Source organism: Bacillus sp. HY001 (assembly GCF_007558965.1).
Taxonomy (GTDB): Bacteria; Bacillota; Bacilli; order Bacillales; family Bacillaceae_G; genus Bacillus_A; species Bacillus_A mobilis.
Map to the genome: position 1 here is coordinate 61,028 of NZ_VLTE01000057.1, position 17,798 is coordinate 78,825.

General features: G+C 34.3%; 19 protein-coding genes, 1 pseudogene and 1 riboswitch. Of the genes and pseudogenes, 4 read left to right on the plus strand and 16 right to left on the minus strand.

The annotated features are described in order from the left end of the window. Positions 1-148: 148 nt before the first annotated feature. Positions 149-1,651 (minus strand): DUF4077 domain-containing protein, encoded by a 1,503-nt coding sequence (locus FOT98_RS23375; RefSeq protein WP_063263149.1) that lies wholly within the window; start codon positions 1,649-1,651, stop codon positions 149-151. A 27-nt stretch (positions 1,652-1,678) separates the two neighbouring features. Continuing rightward, positions 1,679-2,737: an endonuclease/exonuclease/phosphatase family protein gene (locus tag FOT98_RS23380; protein ID WP_063263148.1), complete on the minus strand. Its 1,059-nt coding sequence runs from the start codon at positions 2,735-2,737 to the stop codon at positions 1,679-1,681. Between the two features lie 220 nt (positions 2,738-2,957). Further along, a riboswitch (Fluoride riboswitch) is annotated at positions 2,958-3,017 on the plus strand. Between the two features lie 55 nt (positions 3,018-3,072). Between FOT98_RS23380 and crcB (FOT98_RS23385) the strand changes: the two genes are divergently transcribed. Together crcB (FOT98_RS23385) and crcB (FOT98_RS23390) are read left to right on the plus strand one after the other, a co-directional pair. After that, the gene (gene crcB / locus FOT98_RS23385; protein WP_063263147.1) at positions 3,073-3,477 is read left to right on the plus strand and encodes a fluoride efflux transporter CrcB; all 405 of its coding nucleotides are present in this window, start codon (positions 3,073-3,075) and stop codon (positions 3,475-3,477) included. Beyond that, entirely contained in the window at positions 3,474-3,830 is a 357-nt protein-coding gene (gene crcB / locus FOT98_RS23390; protein WP_063263146.1) for a fluoride efflux transporter CrcB, read from the plus strand. The genes crcB (FOT98_RS23385) and crcB (FOT98_RS23390) overlap by 4 nt, the downstream gene beginning before the upstream one ends. Positions 3,831-3,863: 33 nt before the next feature. On the opposite strand, the gene FOT98_RS23395 is transcribed toward crcB (FOT98_RS23390), so the two are convergent. From FOT98_RS23395 to FOT98_RS23420, 7 genes and pseudogenes are all read right to left on the minus strand, one after another. Further along, entirely contained in the window at positions 3,864-4,103 is a 240-nt protein-coding gene (locus FOT98_RS23395) for a DUF3947 family protein (RefSeq protein ID WP_063263145.1), read from the minus strand. A gap of 60 nt (positions 4,104-4,163) precedes the next feature. Then, positions 4,164-4,391, minus strand: coding sequence for a DUF3955 domain-containing protein (locus FOT98_RS32520; RefSeq protein WP_179194688.1), 228 nt, complete (start codon positions 4,389-4,391; stop codon positions 4,164-4,166). After that, positions 4,365-4,571: pseudogene (locus FOT98_RS32525) on the minus strand (DUF3955 domain-containing protein); the annotation flags it as partial. The gene FOT98_RS32520 and the pseudogene FOT98_RS32525, both read right to left, overlap by 27 nt. A 197-nt stretch (positions 4,572-4,768) precedes the next feature. Beyond that, complete coding sequence (locus FOT98_RS23405; RefSeq protein ID WP_140384192.1) at positions 4,769-5,962, minus strand: MFS transporter; 1,194 nt, start codon at positions 5,960-5,962, stop codon at positions 4,769-4,771. Between the two features lie 5 nt (positions 5,963-5,967). Next, positions 5,968-7,515, minus strand: coding sequence for an ABC-F family ATP-binding cassette domain-containing protein (locus FOT98_RS23410; protein WP_063263143.1), 1,548 nt, complete (start codon positions 7,513-7,515; stop codon positions 5,968-5,970). A gap of 437 nt (positions 7,516-7,952) precedes the next feature. Continuing rightward, positions 7,953-8,468: a spermidine N1-acetyltransferase gene (speG, locus tag FOT98_RS23415; protein WP_063263142.1), complete on the minus strand. Its 516-nt coding sequence runs from the start codon at positions 8,466-8,468 to the stop codon at positions 7,953-7,955. Between the two features lie 149 nt (positions 8,469-8,617). After that, positions 8,618-9,169, minus strand: coding sequence for a PadR family transcriptional regulator (locus FOT98_RS23420; protein ID WP_061679276.1), 552 nt, complete (start codon positions 9,167-9,169; stop codon positions 8,618-8,620). Positions 9,170-9,317: 148 nt separating this feature from the next. Here FOT98_RS23420 and FOT98_RS23425 point away from each other — a divergent pair, with 148 nt between their 5' ends. Together FOT98_RS23425 and FOT98_RS23430 are read left to right on the plus strand one after the other, a co-directional pair. Further along, a complete protein-coding gene (locus FOT98_RS23425; protein WP_063263141.1) occupies positions 9,318-10,478 on the plus strand; it encodes an MFS transporter in 1,161 nt (386 codons plus the stop codon). After that, positions 10,478-10,807: a DUF1516 family protein gene (locus FOT98_RS23430; RefSeq protein ID WP_061679278.1), complete on the plus strand. Its 330-nt coding sequence runs from the start codon at positions 10,478-10,480 to the stop codon at positions 10,805-10,807. The genes FOT98_RS23425 and FOT98_RS23430 overlap by 1 nt, the downstream gene beginning before the upstream one ends. Before the next feature lie 31 nt (positions 10,808-10,838). Here the strand turns inward: FOT98_RS23430 and psiE are convergent, their stop codons facing one another. The 7 genes from psiE to FOT98_RS23465 all read right to left on the minus strand — a co-directional run bounded on the left by psiE (position 10,839) and on the right by FOT98_RS23465 (position 17,494). Then, positions 10,839-11,240 (minus strand): phosphate-starvation-inducible protein PsiE, encoded by a 402-nt coding sequence (psiE, locus tag FOT98_RS23435; protein WP_000671178.1) that lies wholly within the window; start codon positions 11,238-11,240, stop codon positions 10,839-10,841. Between the two features lie 43 nt (positions 11,241-11,283). After that, positions 11,284-12,243 carry a nuclease-related domain-containing protein gene (locus tag FOT98_RS23440; RefSeq protein ID WP_063263140.1) on the minus strand — a complete coding sequence of 320 codons (960 nt, stop codon included), beginning with the start codon at positions 12,241-12,243 and terminating at the stop codon, positions 11,284-11,286. 369 nt (positions 12,244-12,612) lie between these two features. Further along, positions 12,613-13,365, minus strand: a complete 753-nt coding sequence (locus FOT98_RS23445; protein WP_063263139.1) for an iron ABC transporter ATP-binding protein — start codon at positions 13,363-13,365, stop codon at positions 12,613-12,615. Further along, positions 13,362-14,426: an iron chelate uptake ABC transporter family permease subunit gene (locus tag FOT98_RS23450; RefSeq protein WP_063263138.1), complete on the minus strand. Its 1,065-nt coding sequence runs from the start codon at positions 14,424-14,426 to the stop codon at positions 13,362-13,364. Before FOT98_RS23450 ends, FOT98_RS23445 begins: the two co-directional genes overlap by 4 nt. Continuing rightward, a complete protein-coding gene (locus FOT98_RS23455; RefSeq protein WP_063263137.1) occupies positions 14,423-15,439 on the minus strand; it encodes an ABC transporter permease in 1,017 nt (338 codons plus the stop codon). Before FOT98_RS23455 ends, FOT98_RS23450 begins: the two co-directional genes overlap by 4 nt. A gap of 19 nt (positions 15,440-15,458) precedes the next feature. After that, the gene (locus FOT98_RS23460; protein WP_063263136.1) at positions 15,459-16,472 is read right to left on the minus strand and encodes a siderophore ABC transporter substrate-binding protein; all 1,014 of its coding nucleotides are present in this window, start codon (positions 16,470-16,472) and stop codon (positions 15,459-15,461) included. A gap of 344 nt (positions 16,473-16,816) precedes the next feature. Next, positions 16,817-17,494: a response regulator transcription factor gene (locus FOT98_RS23465; protein WP_063263135.1), complete on the minus strand. Its 678-nt coding sequence runs from the start codon at positions 17,492-17,494 to the stop codon at positions 16,817-16,819. Positions 17,495-17,798: the final 304 nt, after the last annotated feature.

Consider the following 17,798-nt stretch of genomic DNA (forward strand, 5'->3'; position numbering starts at 1 on the left):
GCAGGGGTTCAACTAATAATCAGTAGGTATTAGTCTCACTTTATCTCCTTAAGCTTGGCAGAAAACGCGCAGAAAAGCAATTAAATTACTATCACGTATTCATTTAAATGAAAAAAGAGCACACATAGTGTGCCCTTTTCAAGAGATATTACTTTTCTAGAATATCTTCTAGCAACTTCACTTGCTCGCTAACCGTATGTAACGTCTTCACCGATATATCATTTCGATGTTTTTCTTCTTCCACACTTGCTAACACTTCTTCCGTAGCAGCAGAAGTTTGCTGAATTACATGAGAAGCATGTGTAACATCCTTTACGATATTCGTCGTTTTAACTTGGAAACTTTCTTGATGCCCAACAATTTCTCTCATTACATCATTAATTGTATCAATAAACTTCCCTAAATCTGTTACATTCGTTAAAACACTTGCTAACATTTCGTTACATTCTTCTTGTACTCTTTCTGATTTCTCTACCTGTACTTCCACTTTACTTGCTTGATTACTAAAATCCTTCAAAATACCTTGAATTCTCCCCGCTGAACGATTTGATTCTTCAGCAAGCTTTAATACTTCATTCGCTACAATAGCAAATCCTTTTCCATGCTCTCCTGCTCTTGCAGCTTCTATATTTGCATTTAGAGCTAGCAAACTCGTCTGACTTGAAATATTCGTTATTACATCTACAATTTCATTAATCTGCTTCGACTGCATCATTAAATCTCTAAATATAATTCCTGATTGTGAAACAACATCATTTAAACTTCTCATATTTGCTTCAAAATTTCGTAAAGTTTGTACACTGCCCTTTGAAATTTCTAAACTTTCATCCACACGAATCGATGCATTTCTTACTTGAGAAATGATTTGTTCAATATTTCCTTCCATATCATTCAATACTTCTACCGAACGATGCATCATCTCTGATTGTGATTGAGTGCCAACTGCCACTTCTTCAAAAGCAAAATTAATTTCACTCATCGACTCCATCGATGTATTCATATTTTGTCTTAAATGATTGAAATTACTATCTAACTTTACAACCGTTTCCTCAATAAGTCTTTGCGTTTCTTCTAACTCCTGAGCTTTTCTCATTACTTCTTGCTTCTCATCACTTAAGCGAGCTAGCAGATTAGAGCCAATCTTCGTTACGCCCCACATAGCGATCGTTACGATTGCTAACAAACTTGCGAAGTTTGCAGCTTCAGACGCCGCTGTATAAGCAAAAAATTGCTCCGGCCAATAACTACAAAGAATAAATGTAATAACAACCGCCACTCCGCCGAGAATAATAACGAGACGTTCACTTAAATAAATAAGTGAAACTGCTAAAGTAAAGTAGACCATTTGGAATACAGCCGGGCTTTCATTAAAAGCTTGTACCATAATGAAAGACATAATAAGCAACATAAATGTCATGATATATTTATACATCGCTTCCATGCTTTCTATAAAAGTAAGAAGCGTTCCAAATACAACAACTGAAATACCGCAAACCCAAAACGCTATTGCTCTCTCTGTAAAAATATATCCGTAATACCCAATCGCGATTATTCCGAGGAAGAAACTACAAATCGTGATAAACAGCAATAAATGATTTTTCTGTGATTCTTTCTCCAGGTTAGAAAAACAAGTTTTCTTTAACCACTCCATATATAAAGTCCCACCTTCTGCACTTAATTACTTCAACTTAAAGACCGCACTCACTGGGTTATGATCACTATTCTCAAACTTTAGATCTTTCCCTTGTACATTTACAATCTCCACATTCGGTGAAACGATAAAGCCATCAATAATCGTGACAAAGTTTTCACCTTCCACATACTTCTTCACATCATCTCTCACCGTCATAACAGACGGATCTACAGCCCATTTAAAGCCACCATTAGTAAAGTCCTTTGGCAACTCTACTAACCATTCTGGACGCTCTTTCACAAACTTCGGATCACTTAACTGAACATCAGAAAGTAATTGATTCCAATCTCCGCCCATTATTACGTAATCACCATTTTTATAATGCTTGTTCATATATTCCTTTAAATACTCTACTTGCTGCTTTCTAATTTTCCCGCCTTCATCATAAGCAGACAAATGTAAGTTTACGAGTCTAACAAACTTCCCATTACTAACAGGAATTTTATGCTCAACAATCGCTCGATCTAAATCAAACAAACGCTTTGGCCAAGGCTCCATTCCAGGAAGCTGGAACCTCTCCGCTGTTTGAACTTTATATTTAGAAAACGTACTTAATCCAGCCTCCGCATATCCCATTGGACTTGTAATTGGGACAGGGACCCATTTTGTATCATAGTTCTTTCCAAATGACGAAGCATAATCAGGTAATCTCTTTTTCAAAAACTCATGTCCATTTACATCAAAAGATCGCAATGATTTTATATCAACTTCTTGTAATAACGCAAAATCACTATTCTCATTTTGTAAAAACGAAAGCATATTCTTTAAATTCGTTTCCGTTTGCTCTTTACTACTTGAACCAGATCCCTTTCCGCCATCCATAAAGAAATCTTGATCCTTATCTAATCCAGCATATCCAATATTAAATGTTGTAACTTTAAACTCATTGTCAGACGCTAATACGCGCTCCTTATTATTTTCCACCTTTAAACTTATAACATCAGCCGGCTTTTCTTTTGTAAGTGTCATATACGCTAAAAAACCACCTAAAATGCAAGCTCCTATCAAAATACATATAAGTACTATTTTTAATAATTTCTTCAAACAAACGCCCCTTTTCTAAAACACATAACTAAATTATCTTTATTTTCAGTTAAATAAAACTGAATGACAGACATAAGAAATATTTTATCACATCGAAAACCTTATATCACTATATTTAGTTTATAAGCATAATACCCTATCTTAAACCATCACATACATACAAAACGACTCCACTTCTTCACTCTGGAAATTCAATGCAATTTTTAGTACACTATATGTAATAATCATAGGCGATGGAGTTCGCCATAACTGCTGCTTAGCTAATGACTCCTACCAGTATACCTACTGGTAGGAGTCTATTTTTTTGAGCAAGCTATTTTAAAGAGGTGAAGAAATTGATTTATATTATCGTTGGCATAGCCGGTATATTAGGAGCCCTCTCTCGCTATTATTTAGGTCTTACTATTCATACTTCATGGCAGCATTCATTTCCATTAGCCACGTTGCTCATTAACTTAATCGGCTGCTTCTTATTAGCATGGCTAACTACGTATATAGCTCGGCGAAATATCTTACCTTCAGAGATTATTACAGGCATTGGAACTGGATTCATCGGTTCCTTTACGACGTTTTCGACATTCTGTGTAGAAACTGTACAATTAATCAATCATTCTGAATGGAGTACGGCTTTCTTATATGTATCATGCAGTATACTTGGTGGGCTCATTATGTCTGCTCTTGGCTATACACTAGGTGATTTCTTAATTAAGAAACAGCTTACGGAAGGTGATCACTTATGATGGAAGCTTTATTAGTGGCAACTGGAGGTTTCTTCGGTGCTATTACACGATTTGCAATTAGCAATTGGTTTAAAAAAAGAAATAAAACTTCCTTTCCAATTGCTACATTTCTCATCAATATAACAGGCGCATTTTTACTCGGATATATAATTGGCAACGGAGTCACCACAAGTTGGCAATTATTATTAGGGACTGGATTTATGGGTGCCTTCACAACATTTTCAACGTTTAAATTAGAATCTGTTCAGCTTTTCAACCGCAAAAACTTCGGCATACTATTTCTATATTTAAGTGCCACTTATATGATTGGAATCCTTTTTGCATTCCTTGGCATGAAACTAGGCGGAATATAAAGAAAGAAAGCGACTCTGATTAGTCGCTTTCTTTCATAAGAAGTATGTCCCGCCATATGGGATGGAAAATAAATATGCTGGATGCACATCATAATGTACAGCTTGCATCGGAAACTGTGAGTACGACATATACTGCCCTTGCATCATTTGTGCAAAATATGCTTGTTGCTGCATTTGAATCGCTTGATTCACAGCATGAATTGTCCCCTGTGCTCCTGCCAGTGTAATAGCTGCTCCCACTTGTCTACCGCTATAAAAATAATGATTCATCATGATTCAGCTCACTTATTATTTTTCTTCCCTATCTTATGTTTCTATTTCATGGCAAGTGTTTTATCGTGCTGTCTTTTTTCGAATCACTGAGAAAAGAGCCACACACAAAATTGCAACAATTCCAGTGAAAGTAAATAAATATGCTAACGGAATCAAGTAAAATGGCTCCACTAAAGTTCCGTCTGGTTTTACTTCAGAACCAATTATATTAAACATAATTATGCATAACACTCCTAAAAATATTGGACTAGAAGCTAATAAGTATTTTTTCTCCTTATTCGAAGTAATAAATTCAAATACTGACACACCAATACCACTAATGAACAATAAATAGCTCACTGGTACTAGGAAGAAGTAAGGTTCTATAAGCAAACCACTTCCATCCATTTTACTTGTCGTCCCATGTATGATTAAACAAGTAGCCCCTAATGATATCAATACAATTGCTAATAAATATTTTTTCATAATATATTCTCCTTTGATTTCACAATTCATTTATCTGCATTCCTTTTTACTATTCTTACTACCATCATAATAAGCTTCACTGCATTATAAGTCAATAACAATTTATTGTTTTACGATAAACTATTGTTGACTTACATAAAACAAAAAAAGGTTTATGAAGCAACTTAAATTGCCTCATAAACCTTTTCAAACATAAATATTTACACTTCAAATCTCTTACTTACTACAACATAAATTGCACACAATAGTACGAATATCCCAGCATAAATTAACAAAATTTCTACACTAAACATATCAGCCAATGGGCCAAATATTATCATTCCTAAGGGAAGCGCGCATGAATTAGCGATTTGTACAAGACTAAACATTCGTCCATGCATTGAAGGTTCTACTTTTTCCTGCAATAACACAGTAACTGGTGTATTGAAGCACGGCATTGTTATACCAATTAAAAAATTAAATACTAAATATATAATAAATATTGGAGCGATCCCTAGTCCAATCATAAGCAGTCCATACAACGCACAAGCTAGCGCTGTTGTATGCATACGATTACGGAAACCACCCCACGCTGCAATCAATACGCCACCAGCTGCCGCCCCCGCACTAAAAGTCATCTCGCTAGCAGTAAGTCTCCACATTTCCGCACCGAAAGAACGAGTTACCATTAAAGGTGTTAAAAAAGCAGCCGGACTTATTAAAATCATGACAATGATTAATAAAACAAGTAGCCTTTTAATAAATACATTTTCTTTTAAATAGGCAAAACCTTCTTTTATGCCTTGTAGATTAGATTTCTGTTTACTCTCTTCCTTCACATGTCTCTCCACTTGAATGATAAACATAATAGTGATTCCAATTATAGCTGTAATAACATCAATCAAAAATGTCGTTTCAATGCTAGCAATAGAAAGAATTGCAGCACTTGCTGCTGGTGAAAGAAACATAATTAAAGATGTAATACTGCTATTTATCCCATTTACTTTCATAAGATAATCTTTTGGAACGATTTGTGGGATTAACGCATTCACAGCTGGTGTTTGTACCCCTGTCCCAGCTGAACGAATGAGTAGTACTATAAAAAGTAACCAGATACTTTTATATCCTGCTAAAAATAAAGTTGCTAAAACTAATGTAGCAATTGCTATAACCCCGTCGGATAACATAATCATCTTTTTACGGTCATAACGATCAATCCAAACACCTGCAAATAAAGAGATTGCAATTTGTGGTAAGAAACCGCAAACTGTTGAAATAGTCAACATTAACCCTGACGATGTCGTTAAGGTGATATACCATATAATCGCGTATTGTACGAGAGATGAACCGAACAACGAAATAGTTTGAGCGGTCAAAAATAATATAAATTTCGTTTTCCATTTGTTTTCAATCATATGTTTCACATCCCCTTAACTAATCCTGTCTCTATATTAAAAATACTATCTGCCCAATCAAGATAAAAACTCGCTTCGTGAGATACGAGTATAACGCTCCCCTTAAACTGTATTAACGCCTTTTGCAAAGCTTCCTTTGCTTCTGCATCTAGATGATTTGTCGGTTCATCTAAAATTAAGAAATTACAAGGTGATAATAATAATCCGCATAATTTAACCTTTGATTGTTCACCACCACTCAACGTACGAATTTCTTGTGAAACATGAGTATCCTTCACACCACATGCAGCTAAATGATGACGTATCTCCTTCACATTTAGTTTAGGAAACTGTTCTGAAATAATTTGCAGCGGCGTTAAAGAATCGTTGCTCCAATTCAGATCTTGCTCATAATATCCAATCTTTATTTGCTCTGAGAAGTGAAATTCTCCGGCAATACTAGAAATAGTTCCAACAATTGTTTTTAATAAAGTAGATTTCCCTACTCCGTTGAACCCTGTAATAACAAGTTTTTGCCCACCCATCACTGAAAAATTCAATTTTGGTAAGAGAGCAAAATCGTAACCAACTTCAAGATTATTTACTTCAAGAACTGTCTGAGCTGAAATGGGAAGCTCCTGAAAATAAATACACGGTTTATGAGTAAAACTTGGTGGCGCAATTCTTTCCATACGTTGCAACTGCTTCCTACGCCCTTGCGCTATTTTTGAATTCACTCCAGCAATATTTCTACGAATATACTCTTCCGTTTTTTCAATTTTCTTTTGTTGTGCATAATATTGGCGAATATAATCTTTTCGCAAATGCTCCTTTTGTCTTACAAAATCTGAGTATTTTCCGTAATACTTCTTCACCGTTCCAAACTCTACATCACATATGCAAGAAGTCACTTTTTCTAGAAAATCAAAATCATGTGATACGACAATAAACGCTCCTTCAAAATTCATTAAATAATTAGCAAGCCATTCAACATGCTCTTTATCAAGAAAATTCGTAGGCTCATCTAGTAATAAAATATTAGGCTCTTCTAATAAAAGCTTTGCTAAAATCACCTTTGCCCGTTGTCCTCCGCTTAATTGCCCAATAACACGATCCATCCCAATAGCATCAATACCTAAACCTGCTGCCACCTTATTTATTACGCTGTCTACTGAATAGAAATCACGAGCCTCAAGCTGCCCTTGTATTTCAGCTGCTTTCAATAGTTGATTCTCATCTCCATTCATCGCACTTTCTTCATATAAATTATTCATTCTCTTTTCCATTTCAAACAAATCATAAAAGGCTCGTTTTAAATATTGTGAAATGGTATAGCTCCCATCAATTTCTGCATATTGATCAAGATGTCCAATTTGAATATTAGGTTGCCACTTAATGCTCCCCTTATCATAAATAATTTCCCCCACCAACATTTTCATTAACGTACTTTTTCCTGCACCATTCTGTCCAACAACCCCCATATGTTCTCCTTTATGCAACTCAAAAGAAGCATTTTCGTATAATACTTTATCTATAAAACTATGTGATAAACTTTCAACTTTAAGTAAACTCATTTTTATTCCTCTTTTCCTGAAATTAAAAAAAGCAGAGAGATAGCGTCATTCGACACTAGCCCTCTGCTTCGTGGTTTTTCCCATACTACTCCAATTTATAGTAAAAGCTCATTGGAATAATATACACAAAGGGCCATAGACAAAGCATTGTCTATGGCCCCTTAATCTATTTTATACATCAGCTGAAAAACCATAATCAAATAAGCATAGATAAACTATACTTTTTTCGAAAAGTTATTCAGCCGATGAATATAGGGGATTTATACCCCTTGATTAAGCTCCGTACAACGCTTCACCGTATACATTTGTGCGGAGCAAAGTTTTCTAATGAGTTTTACAAATTTTATATAAAGCATGTTCTGCACCTTCCTTAATACTTAAAAGGGATTTTAGCACACGGTTTTATGAAGCGTCAACATTACTTCCAAATCATTCAACTATTTGCTTTCAAAATATTCCTTCTGAAACATACACATTCTTATCGCATTATGATAGTTACCATCTACGAAAAACTCGTCGAGAAGTTCTCCTTCTACCATAAATCCAACTTTTTTATAAACGTGTACAGCTTTTTCATTCTCTTTATCAACAACTAAATATATTTTATGCATATTTAATACAGAAAAAGCGTAATCCATCGCTAAACGCGTCGCCTCTGCTGCATAACCATGCCCTTGATAATTAGGATCAATAATAATTTGGAATTCAGTTCTTCGGTGAATATAATCGATTTCCACTAACTCGACCAATCCAACCATCTCATTATTTTTCTCAACGATAAATCGGCGTTCACTTTGATCATGTATATGTTTATCGTATAAATCCTGCAGCTCCACAAATGCCTCATACGGCTCTTCAAACCAATACGACATAATATGGGCATTATTATTAAGTTCATGTACAAACTTTAAGTCTTCCCGTTCTAAAGGACGTAACTTCAATTCCTGACTCATTGCTATAACCTCCAAGTAAAAGAAACCTCTTCACTTAATTTCTCAAATTTTTTCAATTTCAAACGCCCTATTTACATTGTAAACTTTCAAGCAACTTGAAGGTCAAGACATAAAAAAGTAGTGCAAACTTATGTCTGCACCACTTTCCCTTACTCTTCTTCTCGCAATGTTTCTAACACTTCAATTGCCCATTCACACCAATCGATGTACATTTTTGAATATCTTATTCCATATTCAACAGTAATATACTCTCCTATCACTTGTTTGCGAATAGCAGATTGATCTGGAAAACCATAATCTTTCCATTTTTGAGTTTCCCGCATGACATGCGTTTCTCTATCAATTATCTTCTGTAATAGTGAAATAGCTTCACTTACTGAAATAACATTAAAACTTGAGGCTTTTAATAAAAACTCATCCTTTATACGTTGGGGCTTCGTTTTCGAATGAATAATCCATTCAACAAGAGCCTTTTCGCCCTCTTTCGTCAAAGAATATATTTTTTTATTTGGACTTCCTTCTTGATAAATATATTCGAACGTAACCAGGTTATCCTGCTCCATTTTTGATAATTCTTTATACACTTGTGAATGACTTGAATTCCAAAAATAAATGAGTTGTTCTTGAAAAGTATGATACAAGTCATAACCAGTTTGTTCTTTTTTTGAAAGTAGTCCAAGTAATGCATAACGAATAGACATTCTTAATTCTCCTAACCGGACTTTTAAATTATGAATAATTTGTTTCAATTTTATTATATCGATTGTACTCCTTTTAATAAACCATTATTATAACCATATGACTATTTAGTCATATGTCATTTAATTAATAAGAGGAAAGGAGGATATGATGAAAAGGAATATAATTCCGTTAATGATTGTTCAATTTTTCATCTTTTTAGGATTCGGTATGATTATCCCTGTTCTACCAGAAATCATTACAAATTTACATGTGCCGTCACATCATTTAGGTATGCTGTTATCTTCTTATTCACTTGCTTCATTCTTAACAGCTCCACTTTGGGGAAAGATTTCTGATCAAGCAGGTCGGCGTCCTGTACTACTAATTGGCATACTCGGGTATTCCATTAGTTTTTTCTTAACAGGTTTACTAATTGATAATTTAACGGGCTTATACATCGCAAGAAGCCTAAATGGATTGTTTGCAGGGGCATTATACACTACTGCAACAGCTTCAATTGTCGATATGACAAATGAAACCGAGCGTAATCGTTATATCGGAATGATGGGTTCTTGCATCGGCATGGGCTTTATTGTCGGACCAGCAATTGGCGGCATGCTAAGTCATTTGGGAAATGCGGTTCCGTTCCAAATTGCTAGCAATCTTCTTGTCATTTTATTTCTCTATACATGTTTTACTTTTAAAGAGAGTTTAAACAATGCAGAAAAAAAAGATGCGGGAAACCCATTTAAAAAGTTTATCCATTTACCAGCGGCATCAATCGGCTTGTTTTTCATTACTTTCACGATTTCTATGGCATTAGCTGGATTAGAAGGCACCTATCAACTATTCGGTAAACAAGCGATTGGTATTACACCATTACAAATCGGCATAATCTTTTTAGCGAGCGGCCTAGTAGACGCATTCATACAAGGTGGACTCATACGCTACATTCGTAACGGAGATGAAAAACGCTACATTATAATCGGACAAATCATTTCTGCAACAGGGTTATTTTTAATCCCTTTCATTACGAATTTACTATGGGCCGGCATTTGCTTATCCATCTTCACAGCTGGAAACGCACTCGTACGAACATGTACCTTATCCTTTTTAACAAAACAAGTAAAAAGCGATCACGGTACCATTTCAGGCTTAAATTATTCATTTGATAGTTTAGGAAGAATTATCGGACCAATATTTTTCACAATGATATTTACATCACAAGGGGCAGTATCTTTCATAATAGGCGGCATGATGACGATGCTTTCTATCGGATTAGTAATCCTATTTTCAAAAAAACAACATACATACGGGAGTGAACTGTAATGCTTAATACTTTTTATCAAATTCACGCGGGATCATGGGCAATTCTTATCATCTTATTTATTATGAGTTACATGCTTAACAAACAAGAATTTACACTGTGGGGGCAACGTGCCTTTTATGTTCTTATGTTAGGTTCAGGAATTGGGATGGTTGTCATTAAAAACTTCCCTGTCATTTCTATGATAAAAGCTGTATTCGCTCTTATCCTTATTATGTCGATGGAAATTATCGTTGCCAGAAAAAGAAGAGGACAAACACATACGTTATGGTGGGGCATATTTGCTATCACGTTCATCGTTATTTTATTAATCGGATTTCATATTATATAAAGTAAAAACCCCTATACTTAGGGGTTTTTTACTACTCTTTTCTCAAATCTCTCATATTTGATATGTATAACGCGATGACTAAAACGAGAATGGATCCCGCATACAACAACGTCTCCATCGGTTCCTCATGAGATACAATAATTAAACGAATTAACGCCGTAATTCCGATATAAATAAAATAACGTAACGGGAAATGATAATTCGACTTAAAATACTTAATAATCAATGCGATGAACTCAAAGTATAAGAAATAAACGATGATGCTCTCAACCAATTTATACGATGTATATTCCTTTGTTGAAAATATGTATTGAATAAATGTGATAGTCTCGTTAATTAAAAAGATAGATAAAACAATGGATAATATAATTAACGCTATATTCAATATCCACTGTAAAACGCTAGCTATATAATGATCAATATTAAACTTCATTTCACACTCTCCTTCACATAAATACTTATTTATTATAGCAAAATTATGATTGAAACGAAGTTAAATCATATATTCGTCCTTTGTTGTCACCTGTGTGGGGGATGTTCATTGTTTGGAGGAGTCTTTTAACAGTCGCACTCGATTGAACGTTAAGAAATTTCTTCAACTGCATATTTGTACAAGTGTCACCAATAAGAAGTGCATAATCTTTTAAAGCAAATTCATGCGCCACTTTAGAGATAGCTTTACATTTCGAACAATACCACCCTTTTTTCAATTTAAACATTGGCAGTATAGAACACACCTCACATTGCACACCGTCTAACAACTCTTCTTTTTTTACTTTAAATTGTTCAAGGATATTTTGCCGTAATGGTGCATGTTTAGCTACTATTTGGCAAATAAGATTGTCTACATTTTTTATAACTTTTTTCTTATATTTACTCTCAAACCATTTCATTTTATTAGGTAAATTTGCACTGTGGATAATTTTATTAAGAAGGTTATCATCTGAAGATTTAATAATAGTTCGGGGCGTACTAATTACAACAAGTGACTCAATTGGAAAACGAGAAAATCCATTTAAACTTAACCATTTCCTAAGCTGTTCCTCTTGTCTTTTCACTTGTAAAATTGGATCTGGAAATCCTTCTGAATTTCCCTCTGATATTCTAATAAGCTGATTAAACTTTGAATCAAATAGTAATGTACCCGCTATATTTTTTATTTCGAGGAAAAGAAGAAAATAGGGGGAAATTATAATCGTATCAATTTGGAAATGGTAATTTTGGTCGAACAACCTTATATCGTGCAAAATACGATATTTTTCCTCCGACAGAAAACTTAGCGGATAATTAATAGCTTGTTCACCTTTATAACCAGCTTTATGCTTCGCTAAACTTTCTACAATTATATCTCGTTTCGGATGATGAGCGGGTAATCGCCTAAGTAACGCTTCTAATTGCCGTAAATAAATCGGCATTTGTCGCTCTTTCACAATCATTTTTAGCCCTCCCCAGAATATATCGACGATTTTTCAAATATATCGACGATAACTCACAATATATCAACGATTTTTTCAATATATCGACTATTCGACAAAGAATATCGACTTACCGACAAAAAACGACACAACAAACACTCATAAAAACCCTATCCCCAGTATATCACCACATATAAAATCGCACTGTAAGCATAATATTAATTCTCCCTTTTGATTACGACAATTTTAAAATGAAAGAATAACATTTATCGTATGTAAAAGAACTTTTTTATAAAGTGAAACTTTAATCAGCCCTCACAGGCAATTGCACAAAAAAAGCTGCTGCCTATAAAATATAGACAGCAGCTTGTTTACATACTCATTTTGTAATTAATAAACAGCGATTGGCCCATAAGGACCTTTAATAATTTCTATTTTTGTTTCAAAAATATCTGTTAAAAGTGTTGGGTCCATAACCTCTTCTACTGTTCCAAAAGCAGCAATTTGTCCATCTTTCATAGCACAAATTTTATCAGAGTATTTAGCTGCAAAATTTATGTCATGCATAACAGTCAAAATTGTTCTTCCGAATTCATTAGCTGCACGTCTCAAATGCTCCATCATTTGAACAGAGCGCGCAACATCAAGGTTGTTCAGAGGTTCGTCTAAAAGTACATACTCAGTCTCTTGGCACAAGACCATCGCTACATATGCCCTTTGTCTTTGACCACCAGAAAGCTCATCTAAATATCTATTCTCTAAACTAGTTAAATCTAGAAAATCAATATATTTAGAAATGATAACCTCATCTTCTTTAGTTAATCTTCCCTTTGAATACGGAAAGCGCCCAAATCCAACTAGTTGTCTAATCGTAAGCCTCGTTACAAAATGATTTTCTTGTCGCAATATAGTCAAAATTTTTGCTAAGTCTTTTGATTTGGATTCAGAAACATCCATATTCGCTACTTGAATTTGACCTTCATCCATATCTAAAAGTCTTCCAATCATCAAAAGTGTCGTAGACTTTCCAGCGCCATTTGGTCCAATTAAAGAAGTAAAGCCTGCTTTTGGTATTTCAATATCCAAAGGTCCTATTTTCACCTTATCAGTATAGAACTTTTTAACATTATCGATTTTTATCATAAAGCCCTCTTCCTTAAAACTATAGTTAAGAATATGATTCCACCAAATAATTCAATAATAACTGAAACTACACCTTGAGCATTGAATACATGATACATTAAAAAGTATGCACTCGTCATTATCAAAAATCCTATAGCAAAAGCCATCGGAAAAATATATCTATGATCATAAGTTGATGCCGCCTGATAACTCAAAGTTGCCACTAAAAAACCATAGAACGTAAGGGGTCCAATTAGAGCAGTTGAGATGGACATCAAAATAGCAACTAATACAAGCGTATAAATTACACTAGGTTGATATTTAACCCCGAAAGAAGTAGCAACATCCTTTCCTAGTGATAAAATATTTAACTTCTTAGAATGAGCAAAAATTAATACCGCGACAATTATAATCATAGGAATTACAATAGGAAAATATGCAGGATCTGCATGATTAACAGAACCAAATAATTTCGCTTGTAAAATATCAAACTCTGAAGGCGCAAGTAGTTTTCTCATAAAAGTTGATACAGAATTCAGTCCAGTACCAATAATAATTCCAACTAAAAGCATAAGTTGTAAATTCCCGTATTTACCGGAAAGTAACCATCCATAAAGTATCAAACTCATCAAGACCATAGCAATAACTTGGACTAAAAATGATCCAATCCCATTAAAGTTTATTAATGCACTAGCACCAAAGAAGAATATTGTACTCGTATGAATTGCTGAATACAGTGATTCGAAACCTAAAAGTGAAGGAGTAATAATCTTATTGTTCGTAATAGATTGGAAAGCAACTGTTGACAAACTATGGCAAACTGCAGCAATAATCATCGCAACAATAGCTATTATCCTTCTCTTAACAACTGGGATAAAAGAAGGTGAATCTATCGGAACTGGATTGTTATACACTAAAAGTCCATATGAAGAAAGAAGACCTAAAGCAATCAATGTTATCAGTACAATCCAATAACGTCTTGCTTCTTTCTTAGAACGAAAAGCACTAGCTGATCTACTTTTATTATGAAGGCTAGAATCAACTTCGACATTTTCTTTATTTTTATAGTCTAATGTGATCATCGCAGCCTCCTTGGTTTTCTTTTTCTCAATAAAATAGTAATAAACACGACTGCTCCCACTGATGCAAGTATTAAAGAAACAGGTAGTTCAAAAGGCTTTATAATTGTTCGAGAAATGATGTCACAGGTAGTTATTGTCCCCATTCCGATCACACATACCCAAGGTAAATTACTCCTAAGATCATCTCCTCTAAACATGGAAACAATGTTTGGAACAATTAACCCTAAGAAAGGTAAGTTTCCGATAACAGCAGCAACAATTCCAACAGCAACAGAGATAAGGCCAGTCCCAAAAAGAACAATTCTATTGTAATTAACGCCAAGGCTTGTTGCGACATCTTCTCCTAGTCCAGCTAAAGTCAATCTATTCGCATACATAAAAATAAGCAAAGTAACGATAACAATCAGCCATAAATATTCGTATCTTCCCACCTGAATGTTAGCAAATGAACCTACAAACCAAGTTTCAATACTTTGCGTCATTTGAAAAAGGAGTCCCAAAAAAGTAGACACTGCAGAAATAACTGCTCCAAGCATCAATCCAATAATCGGAACAATTAAAGATGAGCGAAGCTTAACTCTTCTTAAAAATAGAAAGAAAATCATAGTTCCTATAAAAGAAAAAATGATTGCACCAGTCATTCTTTGAACTAAAGTCGGGGCAGGAAATAGTAAATACACAAAAAGCAGGCCTAAGCCTGACCATTCAATAGTCCCCGTTGTAGTAGGTTCAACAAAACGATTCTGTGTAATTAATTGCATTACAAGCCCTGCCATCGCCATTGCAGCTCCGGTAAGCATTAATGCAACTGTTCTCGGAACACGAGTGATGAAAAACATCTCCATTCCGTCCTCTTGTCCACGTATATCATAAACTCCAGTAAACAGTGATATAATCCCTAAAATTATAACAACTAAAACCGCTATTATAAAAGGTTTTGTCCATATTTTATTGTGATTATAAAACTGGGGTTGAGAAATATTCTCAACCCTAGAAATCATATTTTTTGACACTGCTTCGTACTCCTTTACACTACTTAGCTAAAGTTTTTGCGATATCTCCAAATAACTTTATATAAGTCTGAATTGATTCATTTGTGTAAGTATCTGCTGGTGCATAAACAACTTGTTTTTTAGAAACAGCAGTTGTGTTTTGAAGAGCTGGTGATTTAGAAATAACATCTTGAGCAGGAGCTGACTTAGCAGCATCAGATGTTGCAGCATCACGATCTAATACGAATAGCCAATCAGGATTTGTTTGTGCGATAGCTTCAACAGAAACGTCATCACCTTTATGACCTGCAGTAGAATTAGCAACTTCTAGTGCTGGAGTCCAGCCAAAGATTTCATACATCGGTCCCCAAACGCGACCAGAGTGTGGCGCAGCAAAACCAATATTTCCACCAGTAACGATAACACTCATAACTTTATCTTTTCCGTTATAAGCAGATTTTACTTTTTCAATAGATTTATCAAAATCAGCTACTACTTGTTTAGCTTCTTTATCTTTATCAAAGATTTTCCCTAAAGTAATTGTAGAATCTTTAAGTCCTTTTACTAAGTTTTCGCCAGGCTTAGTAGCTTTCTCAGAAACATCAACATTAAGATCAATAACAGCTGCATTTGGCACTAATTTTTTGATTTCTTCGTAATGGCCAGCAAATCTTTGACCAACGATTACAAGTTCAGGGTTTGCCGCTGCAATAATTTCAAGATTTGGTTCACGGTGATTCCCAATATTTTTAACTGAATCATCCTTTACATATGGTGAAGTTGCAGGCATTACATCCTTTGGAGCAGCCGCTAATTTAATTCCCCAATCAGATAAAGTTTCAAAAGTTCTATTATCTAAAGCAACTACATTCTTTGGATTTACAGGGACTTTAACAGTTCCATGTGCATCAGTGATTTCAACCGTTTTTGGCTTATCACTACTATCACCTTTATTAGCTTTCGAAGTTTCCTTACCTGAATCTGAGCAAGCTACTAACATTAAAGTGAAAATTGCTAGAATACTTACTAATTTTAAAAGCATAGTTTTTTTCATACGTATACTCCTTATTATGTAATTTAGTTTGAAAATGATGAAGTCCATAGATTAAATTAGATAGTAACTTTTATGTATCTAAATTGCTATTGATAATCATTTTCATTTGAATATCCTGTTAATAAGTATAGTCATTAATTCTGTGAAAATCTTGTGAATGGTGTGAGTTAATAAAATTAAAAATAAATTAGATACGCTCTCCACCAAATCCATCCCCCACACGTACTAACCAATAGATTAGCACTATATAAACCATGATTTCTATTGCAAAAAAATGACCATTTCCTGATAGCAATCTTCTTTTTAGGGTTTCCTTCTTTTCATATTTCACAGAAACTATTTTATTATTCAACCATTGAATAGCCTCTGCCATGTATTGTTTGAATATATCTGTCTTTCTTCTCACACTTTAACTTTTTTCTTACATACCCAATATATAAGTCTACTACATTCGGATTTACTACTACATTATATCCCCAAACCTGGTTCAAAAGCATTTCACGGCTCAATATTGTATTTTTATTCTTGATTAAAAATACAAGTAAATCATACTCACGCTTCGTAAGTGAGAGGTTTTTACCACCTTTTTTCACAATATTGCTAGATGCATCAACAAAGAGATCTTTAAACTGAAAAAAACTTATCTCATTTTGCTGGTTACAGTCAGTTCTCCTTAAGATTGCTTGAACCCTTGCTACTAATTCTTCTTTCACAAATGGTTTTCTTATATAATCATCTGCTCCTGCTTGCAACCCTGCTATGCAATCCTTGCTAGAAGTATTATCAGTCACAATAATGATCGGTGTCGTTTTAACAAGTCGTATTTGTCTGCAAATTTCTGGTCCCGATATACTTAATGAATCCCAATCCAATATGATAATATCCCAATCTTGTTCATATATTATATTTAAACCTTGGTTTTCATTGTGAAGTTTTAAAATGAAAGAGCCTTCTTGCGTTAAACCACTTACGATTTTCTTCGCAAAAGAACGTTCATTTTTAATTACTAACACCTGCTTCACCTATGGTTCACCTCTATTTCAATATAACTTAGTTAGATACTCTATAAATATTAAATTCCTAAAAAAGCCATTATAACAGCTTATTAGGAGAACACTATATAATCTTACAATAGATATGAATAGAAACACAAAGGATATGAAGATTTAAATACATATTATTTAATCATTAAGGGCATCTATAGTATCTATCTGCTTATCAGCAATAACTATTCCTTCCGTTTAAGTTTCAAGGATACCGCCCCACCTCTATCAACTTAAGCATTTTATAAACCCAGAAAACAAAAAGAACCATACCCCCGCCAAT

Coding starts and splice junctions, on each gene's coding strand:
- FOT98_RS23375 (WP_063263149.1), bottom strand. CDS start 1,651: ATGGAGTGGTTAAAGAAAACTTGTTTTTCTAACCTGGAGAAAGAATCA.
- FOT98_RS23430 (WP_061679278.1), top strand. CDS start 10,478: ATGCTTAATACTTTTTATCAAATTCACGCGGGATCATGGGCAATTCTT.
- crcB (WP_063263146.1), top strand. CDS start 3,474: ATGATGGAAGCTTTATTAGTGGCAACTGGAGGTTTCTTCGGTGCTATT.
- FOT98_RS23440 (WP_063263140.1), bottom strand. CDS start 12,243: ATGATTGTGAAAGAGCGACAAATGCCGATTTATTTACGGCAATTAGAA.
- FOT98_RS23405 (WP_140384192.1), bottom strand. CDS start 5,962: ATGATTGAAAACAAATGGAAAACGAAATTTATATTATTTTTGACCGCT.
- FOT98_RS23410 (WP_063263143.1), bottom strand. CDS start 7,515: ATGAGTTTACTTAAAGTTGAAAGTTTATCACATAGTTTTATAGATAAA.
- FOT98_RS23450 (WP_063263138.1), bottom strand. CDS start 14,426: ATGATCACATTAGACTATAAAAATAAAGAAAATGTCGAAGTTGATTCT.
- FOT98_RS23425 (WP_063263141.1), top strand. CDS start 9,318: ATGAAAAGGAATATAATTCCGTTAATGATTGTTCAATTTTTCATCTTT.
- speG (WP_063263142.1), bottom strand. CDS start 8,468: ATGAGTCAGGAATTGAAGTTACGTCCTTTAGAACGGGAAGACTTAAAG.
- FOT98_RS23395 (WP_063263145.1), bottom strand. CDS start 4,103: ATGATGAATCATTATTTTTATAGCGGTAGACAAGTGGGAGCAGCTATT.
- FOT98_RS23460 (WP_063263136.1), bottom strand. CDS start 16,472: ATGAAAAAAACTATGCTTTTAAAATTAGTAAGTATTCTAGCAATTTTC.
- FOT98_RS23420 (WP_061679276.1), bottom strand. CDS start 9,169: ATGTCTATTCGTTATGCATTACTTGGACTACTTTCAAAAAAAGAACAA.
- FOT98_RS23445 (WP_063263139.1), bottom strand. CDS start 13,365: ATGATAAAAATCGATAATGTTAAAAAGTTCTATACTGATAAGGTGAAA.
- psiE (WP_000671178.1), bottom strand. CDS start 11,240: ATGAAGTTTAATATTGATCATTATATAGCTAGCGTTTTACAGTGGATA.